This is a genomic window from Suipraeoptans intestinalis, from assembly GCF_009696485.1.
Classification (GTDB): Bacteria; Bacillota; Clostridia; order Lachnospirales; family Lachnospiraceae; genus Suipraeoptans; species Suipraeoptans intestinalis.
This window is the reverse complement of record NZ_VULY01000031.1, coordinates 1-9005: the sequence shown is the minus strand read 5'-3', so window position 1 is coordinate 9005 and position 9005 is coordinate 1. Positions and strand designations below refer to the sequence as shown.

Below are 9005 nucleotides of genomic sequence, written 5' to 3'. Positions count from 1 at the left end.
GATCAATGAATTTATCGGCCTTCCCAATGCGTCTTCTGTGATGACATCCATGACGAATGACCTGGTAAAATATTTAGACGGCGATATGGAAACGGATACGATGCTGACAAACTGGCAGAAATACTTAGAAGAAGCAGGAAAGTAATAACCACCTGAAAAAATTTTTCTGTCGCATATCTGTAAGGGGATCTGTCCGGGAGGGTGACAGCAGCGCCTGTCCCGGACAGAGTCCGATAACTGGGAAATTAAGAAAGGAAGGAGGAAGTTACATTGAAATCAGCTGCACAAAGATCTGCACCATATCGATACCTTGCTCCTACGCTGGTTCTGATGACGGTCTTTTTGGTTCTGCCTATCGGCATGGTGATAAAATATTCCTTTTTAGACCGGGCAGTCGTATCCAGTACTCCTGCTTTTGTGGGGATAAAAAACTATCTGACACTATTTGCAGACCGGCAGTTTTGGAGTGCAGTGTCGCACACGATCATTTTTGTGGTGGTCAGTGTAGTCGCACATCTGATTCTGGGAATGGTATTTGCATTGCTTCTAAACTCGCACTATTTTCGGATGCGGACCAAATCCATCGCAAGAGTAATTTATATCCTGCCGTGGGTATTCACCGCTTCTGTCGTGGCGATCCTGTGGAAACTGATGCTGCAGCCATCGGGGATCGTCAATTATCTCTTGTCGTTTCTTCCACAGATTTCAAGAAATACGGAATGGCTAAGCAATGAAAAAACAGCGCTGGCTACCGTTTGTTTTATCAATATCTGGTGCGGGTATCCGTTTTACATGATCAGTATTCTGGCGGGCTGCAGGGGATTTCGGGAGATTTGTATGAGAGCGCAGCGATTGACGGAGCAACCATGACAAAACGCTTTTTCTACATCACGATCCCTCAACTGCGTCCGATCCTCATTAGCATTGCAATGCTGGATTTCATATGGACCTTGCAGTCATTTAATGTAATCTGGATGCTGACCGGAGGAGGACCGGTGAATTCTACGGAAATGCTTAGTATCTACATCTACAAGCAGGCGTTCCAAAAGGTAGACTACAGCATGGCCGGGGCAACTGCCACCGTTCTTCTTGTTGTTTCTGTCGTGATAGCCGTTTTTATGTTCGGCAGCAAAAGAAAGTGAGGAGTTGACTATGATAGGAAGTTATAAGCCATGGATGAAAGTGGTTTCCAGTATTCTACTGGTAATAGGAGGAATCTTTGCGGCGTTTCCTATTTTATGGATGGTCTGTTCTTCCTTTAAGGCGAACGAAGCGATTTTTTCCTGGCCACCTAAATTTATAGATAAAACGGCAGGCGTACATGCATACCTTGAGGTATTGACCGATCCGGAAAAATCCGTTTTTCATAAACAGTTACATTGTGGCGGGCTGTGTGGTGGCGGTGACATTGTTTATCGGGATTCTGGCAGCCTATGGATTCAGCCGGTTTGAGTTTCCGGGAAAAGAATTGTTTAATTCCATCGTGGTTGGGGTGCAGGCAATTCCTCCGATCGTTCTTTTGATTCCTTACATGGGAATGATCGTTGCAATGAAATTGTTTGACACATATCTGGCTCTGATTCTGACGTATCTGGTGATGACGCTGCCATACTGTATTCTGATGATGACCGGATATTTCAACACGCTGTCAAGAGAACTGGATGAAGCGGTGCTGGTAGACGGAGGATCCAGATGGAAGGCGCTCTGGTCGATCCTGGTGCCGATTTCTCTTCCCGGAATGGTGTCGGTTGCAATGTATACGTTTATGCAGGCGTGGAACGAATATCTGTTCGCGTTGGCACTGACCCAATCTACCAGCATGAGGACGGTGCCTATCGGAATTAACCTTTTGATGGGGCAGCACGGGTATGACTGGAGCCAGATGATGGCTATGAGCGTACTGGGTTCTGTGCGGTACTGGTATTGTTCCTGTTTTTCCAAAAATATTTTATTGCGGGCATGTCGTCCGGAGGCGTAAAAGGATAGGAGAGAGCAGGATGAAAAGAGAAATAGGACTGGGCTTTCACACCTGCGTGGATTATGAACTGGTGTGGGATACAGAGAAAATAAAGGAAAAAATCAGAAGTTTGGATATCCGGAAAAAAGATGTGCAAAGAAGGACGGAGGCTTCCGATGAGAAGCAACTGTGGGGAGGGATCCTCTATTATCTGGAGCACGGAGTCGGTGGGGAAATCGTTCCGGAAACAGAAGAATTATGCGAAAAACTGGGAGAATCGTTCGTCTATCAAGTAACGCTGGGAGGCACCGCGACACGTGCAGCCATTGCGCTTGGCCGGCTGGAGGTTCCCAGCATATTGCAGACAAGCTGCAACAACCATTATGTCAGGGATCTTATGCCCGGGCAGGTGCAGATCTGTTCGGACATGAAAGAAGAACAGAAAATCTATCCGCATGTGGTCCTGCAATGTGAGGCCGGAGTACGGATCCAAGAGGGGAAATTTGTTTTATTACACCGCGGGAAAACCGGATACTGATTTCCAGAGACGCCACCAGCCTGAAAATGGATATTCGTCCGGACGGGTTCGGAAAAGAATTAAAACATGTAAAAATATTTTTGCTGGGAAGCTTTAGCCAGATTTTGGAGGAAGATTTTCTAGAGGAAGCTTTGGAAAGAACAAATCAGCTGTTAAAAAAGCTTCCGGAAGATGCGGTAGTGATCATGGAAGATGGGTGCTATGTAAAAAAGAAATTTCGGCAAAGAGTGCATCAGGCACTGGCACACCGGATCGATGTACTGAGTATGAACGAGGATGAGTTGGCGGAGTTTGTGGGAGAAAAGGTCGATGTTTTAAACAGGCAGCAAGTGGCAGAGGCAGTGGAGACGGCATATAAAGAGGTGCAGGTAAAGACAATGGTAGTACACTCATCTGCCTGGGCGCTGGCTGTTGGGACACAGGCAAAAAATCTGCAAGAGGCGCTGGAATGCGGCGTTGCTCTGGCGGGAACACGATTTCGTAAAGGGAGATGGCATTACAAAAGCGGAATTTGAAAAAACGCGGCAAATGCAGGAAAAGGTGGAGAGCCAAAAATTTCTGGAAGAAATAAAAGGGTTGATAGAAGAGGACATAGAAGGAGTGGCCTGCAAGGAGCTTTCCTGCGTGGAAACGCCGACCGTGGTAGGGTTGGGAGACGCTTTTGCGGAGGGCTGCTTTATGGACTCTGGCAGAAATGGCAAAACAAAAGAGGTGACAAAGATGTATGAGACGACGAAGAACCTGATGCATATGGCGAAGAAACAGCATACGGCGGTGATTGCCTTTATCTGTATGGATTATACCATGGCAAGAGCGGTGGCGTATGGGGCGGAAGCTGCCGGAAAGCCTGCGATCATTATGCTGTATCCGGATCATGTGAAAACCTTTCATACTGCGGGATTTGCCGGGTACGCAAAAATGGCGAAGGAACTGGCAGAAGAGGTGAGTGTTCCGGTAGGGTTCCATTGTGATCATGATTTTTCCAAGGAGGGAGTTTTGCGCACGGCAGAAGCAGGGTTTGACTCTGTAATGATGGATGCGTCAGAGTATGACCTGGAGGAAAATATACGGCGCACCGGAGAGGTGGTAGAACAGCTGCATGAAAAAGGAGTGTCTGTAGAAGGAGAGATCGGACATGTGGGACTGGCCTGCGAGGGGCAGGAAACGCAGAAAGATCTTTATACAAAGCCGGAGGCAGCCAGAAAGTTTTGTGAAGAAACAAAGGTAGATGCCCTGGCGATTTCTATTGGAAATGCACATGGGGCATATAAAGAAACACCGCAGTTGGATATGGAGCGGCTGGAAGCTATTGCGGAGGCGACCGATACGCCGCTGGTGCTACATGGCGGAAGTGGAATACCGGATGAACAGCTTCAGGAAGCCTTTGAAAAGGGAATCTGTAAGTTTAATCTGGGGACAGACTACCTGGCCCGATACTATGAGGCAGTGGAAGACTTTATAAAAGAAAGTAAAGAAAGAAAGATCCTGTTAAAGTGATCGAGATGCCGGAGTTTGTAATAAAGAGACTGACTCCTTATGTGGAGGAACGGCTGAGAACTCTGTGCAAATTTGAATAAATGAGGGAAAAGTGTTGTGTTTTTGAAAAGCGGCGATTATCATGGAATCGTAGTATAACATGAGAGTTCCTGCATCATTTTTTAAAACAGAACATAAAAGAAAAAGGAAAAAGATGGAGGACAAAAAGATGTTGATGAACATGAAGGAAATTTTGACGGTGGCAAAGAAAAACGGATTCGCGATTCCGGCATTCAATATTTCGGATTATGCCATGTTTTTGGGAATCATGGAAGTTTGCGAGGAGACAAATTCTCCGGTGATCCTTGAGATTCATCCGGATGAATTGAAATTTATCGGAAATGAAATGGTGCTTGCCATTCGTGAAAAAGCGATTCACTCTAAGGTGCCTGTATGTATCCATCTGGATCATTGCAGCGATTTTTCTGTGATCGTGCGTGCTATTTGCGCCGGATTTACATCCGTGATGTTTGGATGGGGCAGAACTTCCTTTCGAAGAGAATATTTCGGGAACGAAGAAAGTGATAGAAATCGCTCATGCAGCGGGGGTTTCTGTGGAAGCAGAACTGGGGACCATCGGTTCTACAGATCCTGCAGATTTTGAGGGAGGAACTGCGCAGATCATTTACACGGATCCGAAAGATGGCGGAAACATTTGTGCGGATAACCGTGGAGGGTAGACCACACTGGATCTGGCGCCGTTCCTCCCCCCTCAAAATCTGCCCCAGGATCTGTACGCAACCCGCATGGGGTCCCCAGTTTCTCCGCCATTCCGCACCATGGAATGATCTGCCCGTTCCCCTCCGCTGCCGATGCGTCCCCCGCCCCCGCTGCATGAGCGATTTCTATCACTTTCTTCGTTCCCGAAATATTCTCTTCGAAAGGAAGTTCTGCCCCATCAAACATCACGGATGTAAATCCGGCGCAAATAGCACGCACGATCACAGAAAAATCGCTGCAATGATCCAGATGGATACATACAGGCACCTTAGAGTGAATCGCTTTTTCACGAATGGCAAGCACCATTTCATTTCCGATAAATTTCAATTCATCCGGATGAATCTCAAGGATCACCGGAGAATTTGTCTCCTCGCAAACTTCCATGATTCCCAAAAACATGGCATAATCCGAAATATTGAATGCCGGAATCGCGAATCCGTTTTTCTTTGCCACCGTCAAAATTTCCTTCATGTTCATCAACATCTTTTTGTCCTCCATCTTTTTCCTTTTTCTTTTATGTTCTGTTTTAAAAAATGATGCAGGAACTCTCATGTTATACTACGATTCCATGATAATCGCCGCTTTTCAAAAACACAACACTTTTCCCTCATTTATTCAAATTTGCACAGAGTTCTCAGCCGTTCCTCCACATAAGGAGTCAGTCTCTTTATTACAAACTCCGGCATCTCGATCACTTTAACAGGATCTTTCTTTTCTTTACTTTCTTTTATAAAGTCTTCCACTGCCTCATAGTATCGGGCCAGGTAGTCTGTCCCCAGATTAAACTTACAGATTCCCTTTTCAAAGGCTTCCTGAAGCTGTTCATCCGGTATTCCACTTCCGCCATGTAGCACCAGCGGCGTATCGGTCGCCTCCGCAATAGCTTCCAGCCGCTCCATATCCAACTGCGGTGTTTCTTTATATGCCCCATGTGCATTTCCAATAGAAATCGCCAGGGCATCTACCTTTGTTTCTTCACAAAACTTTCTGGCTGCCTCCGGCTTTGTATAAAGATCTTTCTGCGTTTCCTGCCCCTCGCAGGCCAGTCCCACATGTCCGATCTCTCCTTCTACAGACACTCCTTTTTCATGCAGCTGTTCTACCACCTCTCCGGTGCGCCGTATATTTTCCTCCAGGTCATACTCTGACGCATCCATCATTACAGAGTCAAACCCTGCTTCTGCCGTGCGCAAAACTCCCTCCTTGGAAAAATCATGATCACAATGGAACCCTACCGGAACACTCACCTCTTCTGCCAGTTCCTTCGCCATTTTTGCGTACCCGGCAAATCCCGCAGTATGAAAGGTTTTCACATGATCCGGATACAGCATAATGATCGCAGGCTTTCCGGCAGCTTCCGCCCCATACGCCACCGCTCTTGCCATGGTATAATCCATACAGATAAAGGCAATCACCGCCGTATGCTGTTTCTTCGCCATATGCATCAGGTTCTTCGTCGTCTCATACATCTTTGTCACCTCTTTTGTTTTGCCATTTCTGCCAGAGTCCATAAAGCAGCCCTCCGCAAAAGCGTCTCCCAACCCTACCACGGTCGGCGTTTCCACGCAGGAAAGCTCCTTGCAGGCCACTCCTTCTATGTCCTCTTCTATCAACCCTTTTATTTCTTCCAGAAATTTTTGGCTCTCCACCTTTTCCTGCATTTGCCGCGTTTTTTCAAATTCCGCTTTTGTAATGCCATCTCCTTTACGAAATCGTGTTCCCGCCAGAGCAACGCCGCATTCCAGCGCCTCTTGCAGATTTTTTGCCTGTGTCCCAACAGCCAGCGCCCAGGCAGATGAGTGTACTACCATTGTCTTTACCTGCACCTCTTTATATGCCGTCTCCACTGCCTCTGCCACTTGCTGCCTGTTTAAAACATCGACCTTTTCTCCCACAAACTCCGCCAACTCATCCTCGTTCATACTCAGTACATCGATCCGGTGTGCCAGTGCCTGATGCACTCTTTGCCGAAATTTCTTTTTTACATAGCACCCATCTTCCATGATCACTACCGCATCTTCCGGAAGCTTTTTTAACAGCTGATTTGTTCTTTCCAAAGCTTCCTCTAGAAAATCTTCCTCCAAAATCTGGCTAAAGCTTCCCAGCAAAAATATTTTTACATGTTTTAATTCTTTTCCGAACCCGTCCGGACGAATATCCATTTTCAGGCTGGTGGCGTCTCTGGAAATCAGTATCCGGTTTTCCCGCGGTGTAATAAAACAAATTTCCCCCTCTTGGATCCGTACTCCGGCCTCACATTGCAGGACCACATGCGGATAGATTTTCTGTTCTTCTTTCATGTCCGAACAGATCTGCACCTGCCCGGGCATAAGATCCCTGACATAATGGTTGTTGCAGCTTGTCTGCAATATGCTGGAACCTCCAGCCGGCCAAGCCGCAATGGCTGCACGTGTCGCGGTGCCTCCCAGCGTTACTTGATAGACGAACGATTCTCCAGTTTTTCGCATAATTCTTCTGTTTCCGGAACGATTTCCCCACCGACTCCGTGCTCCAGATAATAGAGGATCCCTCCCCACAGTTGCTTCTCATCGGAAGCCTCCGTCCTTCTTTGCACATCTTTTTTCCGGATATCCAACTTCTGATTTTTTCCTTTATTTTCTCTGTATCCCACACCAGTTCATAATCCACGCAGGTGTGAAAGCCCAGTCCTATTTCTCTTTTCATCCTGCTCTCTCCTATCCTTTTACGCCTCCGGACGACATGCCCGCAATAAAATATTTTTGGAAAAACAGGAACAATACCAGTACCGGCACAGAACCAGTACGCTCATAGCCATCATCTGGCTCCAGTCATACCGTGCTGGCCCCATCAAAAGGTTAATTCCGATAGGCCACCGTCCTCATGCTGGTAGATTGGGTCAGTGCCAACGCGAACAGATATTCGTTCCACGCCTGCATAAACGTATACATTGCAACCGACACCATTCCGGGAAGAGAAATCGGCACCAGGATCGACCAGAGCGCCTTTCATCTGGATCCTCCGTCTACCAGCACCGCTTCATCCAGTTCTCTTGACAGCGTGTTGAAATATCCGGTCATCATCAGAATACAGTATGGCAGCGTCATCACCAATACGTCAGAATCAGAGCCAGATATGTGTCAAACAATTTCATTGCAACGATCATTCCCATGTAAGGAATCAAAAGAACGATCGGAGGAATTGCCTGCACCCCAACCACGATGGAATTAAACAATTCTTTTCCCGGAAACTCAAACCGGCTGAATCCATAGGCTGCCAGAATCCCGATAAACAATGTCACCGCCACACACAGCCCGCCACAATGTAACTTTATGAAAAACGGATTTTTTCCGGATCGGTCAATACCTCAAGGTATGCATGTACGCCTGCCGTTTTATCTATAAATTTAGGTGGCCAGGAAAAAATCGCTTCGTTCGCCTTAAAGGAAGAACAGACCATCCATAAAATAGGAAACGCCGCAAAGATTCCTCCTATTACCAGTAGAATACTGGAAACCACTTTCATCCATGGCTTATAACTTCCTATCATAGTCAACTCCTCACTTTCTTTTGCTGGCCGAACATAAAAAACGGCTATCACGACAGAAACAACAAGAAGAACGGTGGCAGTTGCCCCGGCCATGCTGTAGTCTACCTTTTGGAACGCCTGCTTGTAGATGTAGATACTAAGCATTTCCGTAGAATTCACGGTCCTCCTCCGGTCAGCATCCAGATTACATTAAATGACTGCAAGGTCCATATGAAATCCAGCATTGCAATGCTAATGAGGATCGGACGCAGTTGAGGGATCGTGATGTAGAAAAAGCGTTTTGTCATGGTTGCTCCGTCAATCGCTGCGCTCTCATACAAATCTCCCGAAATCCCTGCAGCCCGCCAGAATACTGATCATGTAAAACGGATACCCGCACCAGATATTGATAAAAACGGTAGCCAGCGCTGTTTTTTCATTGCTTAGCCATTCCGTATTTCTTGAAATCTGTGGAAGAAACGACAAGAGATAATTGACGATCCCCGATGGCTGCAGCATCAGTTCCACAGGATCGCCACGACAGAAGCGGTGAATACCCACGCAGGATATAAATTACTCTGCGATGGATTTGGTCCGCATCCGAAAATAGTGCGAGTTTAGAAGCAATGCAAATACCATTCCCAGAATCAGATGTGCGACTACACTGACCACCACAAAAATGATCGTGTGCGACACTGCACTCCAAAACTGCCGGTCTGCAAATAGTGTCAGATAGTTTTTTATCCC

General features: G+C 46.8%; 16 protein-coding genes and 1 pseudogene. 9 read left to right on the top strand and 8 right to left on the bottom strand.

Annotation, left to right across the window (positions count from 1 at the left end):
* The first annotated feature begins 270 nt into the window (after positions 1 to 270).
* From FYJ34_RS11875 to FYJ34_RS15270, 9 genes and pseudogenes are all read left to right on the top strand, one after another.
* Entirely contained in the window at positions 271 to 870 is a 600-nt protein-coding gene (locus tag FYJ34_RS11875; protein ID WP_235899526.1) for a carbohydrate ABC transporter permease, read from the top strand.
* The gene (locus FYJ34_RS13375; protein ID WP_235899525.1) at positions 834 to 1142 is read left to right on the top strand and encodes a carbohydrate ABC transporter permease; all 309 of its coding nucleotides are present in this window, start codon (positions 834 to 836) and stop codon (positions 1140 to 1142) included. Before FYJ34_RS11875 ends, FYJ34_RS13375 begins: the two co-directional genes overlap by 37 nt.
* A gap of 10 nt (positions 1143 to 1152) precedes the next feature.
* Complete coding sequence (locus FYJ34_RS14495) at positions 1153 to 1452, top strand: ABC transporter permease family protein (protein ID WP_330582670.1); 300 nt, start codon at positions 1153 to 1155, stop codon at positions 1450 to 1452.
* Positions 1397 to 1978: a carbohydrate ABC transporter permease gene (locus tag FYJ34_RS11870; RefSeq protein ID WP_330582669.1), complete on the top strand. Its 582-nt coding sequence runs from the start codon at positions 1397 to 1399 to the stop codon at positions 1976 to 1978. The genes FYJ34_RS14495 and FYJ34_RS11870 overlap by 56 nt, the downstream gene beginning before the upstream one ends.
* Positions 1979 to 1997: 19 nt before the next feature.
* Positions 1998 to 2495 carry an ADP-dependent glucokinase/phosphofructokinase gene (locus FYJ34_RS13635; protein WP_154478947.1) on the top strand — a complete coding sequence of 166 codons (498 nt, stop codon included), beginning with the start codon at positions 1998 to 2000 and terminating at the stop codon, positions 2493 to 2495.
* Between the two features lie 26 nt (positions 2496 to 2521).
* Complete coding sequence (locus FYJ34_RS13630) at positions 2522 to 3010, top strand: carbohydrate kinase family protein (RefSeq protein ID WP_268878958.1); 489 nt, start codon at positions 2522 to 2524, stop codon at positions 3008 to 3010.
* A gap of 25 nt (positions 3011 to 3035) precedes the next feature.
* Positions 3036 to 3992 carry a class II fructose-bisphosphate aldolase gene (locus tag FYJ34_RS11855; protein ID WP_330582668.1) on the top strand — a complete coding sequence of 319 codons (957 nt, stop codon included), beginning with the start codon at positions 3036 to 3038 and terminating at the stop codon, positions 3990 to 3992.
* Positions 3993 to 4131: 139 nt separating this feature from the next.
* Positions 4132 to 4446 (top strand): annotated as a pseudogene (locus tag FYJ34_RS15275) (class II fructose-bisphosphate aldolase); the annotation flags it as partial.
* A gap of 106 nt (positions 4447 to 4552) precedes the next feature.
* A complete protein-coding gene (locus FYJ34_RS15270; protein WP_334296371.1) occupies positions 4553 to 4711 on the top strand; it encodes a class II fructose-bisphosphate aldolase in 159 nt (52 codons plus the stop codon).
* Here FYJ34_RS15270 and FYJ34_RS11845 read toward each other — a convergent pair.
* The 8 genes from FYJ34_RS11845 to FYJ34_RS13340 all read right to left on the bottom strand — a co-directional run bounded on the left by FYJ34_RS11845 (position 4653) and on the right by FYJ34_RS13340 (position 8786).
* A complete protein-coding gene (locus FYJ34_RS11845) occupies positions 4653 to 5234 on the bottom strand; it encodes a class II fructose-bisphosphate aldolase (protein ID WP_154478945.1) in 582 nt (193 codons plus the stop codon). The genes FYJ34_RS15270 and FYJ34_RS11845 overlap by 59 nt on opposite strands.
* 128 nt (positions 5235 to 5362) lie before the next feature.
* Positions 5363 to 7219, bottom strand: coding sequence for a ketose-bisphosphate aldolase (locus FYJ34_RS11840; protein ID WP_154478944.1), 1857 nt, complete (start codon positions 7217 to 7219; stop codon positions 5363 to 5365).
* Positions 7183 to 7383, bottom strand: a complete 201-nt coding sequence (locus tag FYJ34_RS11835) for a hypothetical protein (protein ID WP_173017124.1) — start codon at positions 7381 to 7383, stop codon at positions 7183 to 7185. The genes FYJ34_RS11840 and FYJ34_RS11835 overlap by 37 nt, the downstream gene beginning before the upstream one ends.
* A gap of 72 nt (positions 7384 to 7455) precedes the next feature.
* Positions 7456 to 7584 carry a hypothetical protein gene (locus FYJ34_RS13625; protein WP_268878957.1) on the bottom strand — a complete coding sequence of 43 codons (129 nt, stop codon included), beginning with the start codon at positions 7582 to 7584 and terminating at the stop codon, positions 7456 to 7458.
* A 252-nt stretch (positions 7585 to 7836) separates the two neighbouring features.
* Positions 7837 to 8037, bottom strand: coding sequence for an ABC transporter permease family protein (locus tag FYJ34_RS13355; RefSeq protein WP_154478942.1), 201 nt, complete (start codon positions 8035 to 8037; stop codon positions 7837 to 7839).
* Positions 8038 to 8060: 23 nt separating this feature from the next.
* Positions 8061 to 8438 (bottom strand): ABC transporter permease family protein, encoded by a 378-nt coding sequence (locus tag FYJ34_RS13350; RefSeq protein WP_235899523.1) that lies wholly within the window; start codon positions 8436 to 8438, stop codon positions 8061 to 8063.
* Complete coding sequence (locus FYJ34_RS13345; RefSeq protein WP_235899522.1) at positions 8435 to 8599, bottom strand: ABC transporter permease subunit; 165 nt, start codon at positions 8597 to 8599, stop codon at positions 8435 to 8437. Before FYJ34_RS13345 ends, FYJ34_RS13350 begins: the two co-directional genes overlap by 4 nt.
* A complete protein-coding gene (locus FYJ34_RS13340) occupies positions 8592 to 8786 on the bottom strand; it encodes a hypothetical protein (RefSeq protein ID WP_235899521.1) in 195 nt (64 codons plus the stop codon). Before FYJ34_RS13340 ends, FYJ34_RS13345 begins: the two co-directional genes overlap by 8 nt.
* Positions 8787 to 9005 lie beyond the last annotated feature (219 nt).

Coding starts and splice junctions, on each gene's coding strand:
- FYJ34_RS11845 (WP_154478945.1), bottom strand. CDS start 5,234: ATGTTGATGAACATGAAGGAAATTTTGACGGTGGCAAAGAAAAACGGA.
- FYJ34_RS13635 (WP_154478947.1), top strand. CDS start 1,998: ATGAAAAGAGAAATAGGACTGGGCTTTCACACCTGCGTGGATTATGAA.
- FYJ34_RS11840 (WP_154478944.1), bottom strand. CDS start 7,219: ATGCGAAAAACTGGAGAATCGTTCGTCTATCAAGTAACGCTGGGAGGC.
- FYJ34_RS13630 (WP_268878958.1), top strand. CDS start 2,522: ATGGATATTCGTCCGGACGGGTTCGGAAAAGAATTAAAACATGTAAAA.
- FYJ34_RS14495 (WP_330582670.1), top strand. CDS start 1,153: ATGATAGGAAGTTATAAGCCATGGATGAAAGTGGTTTCCAGTATTCTA.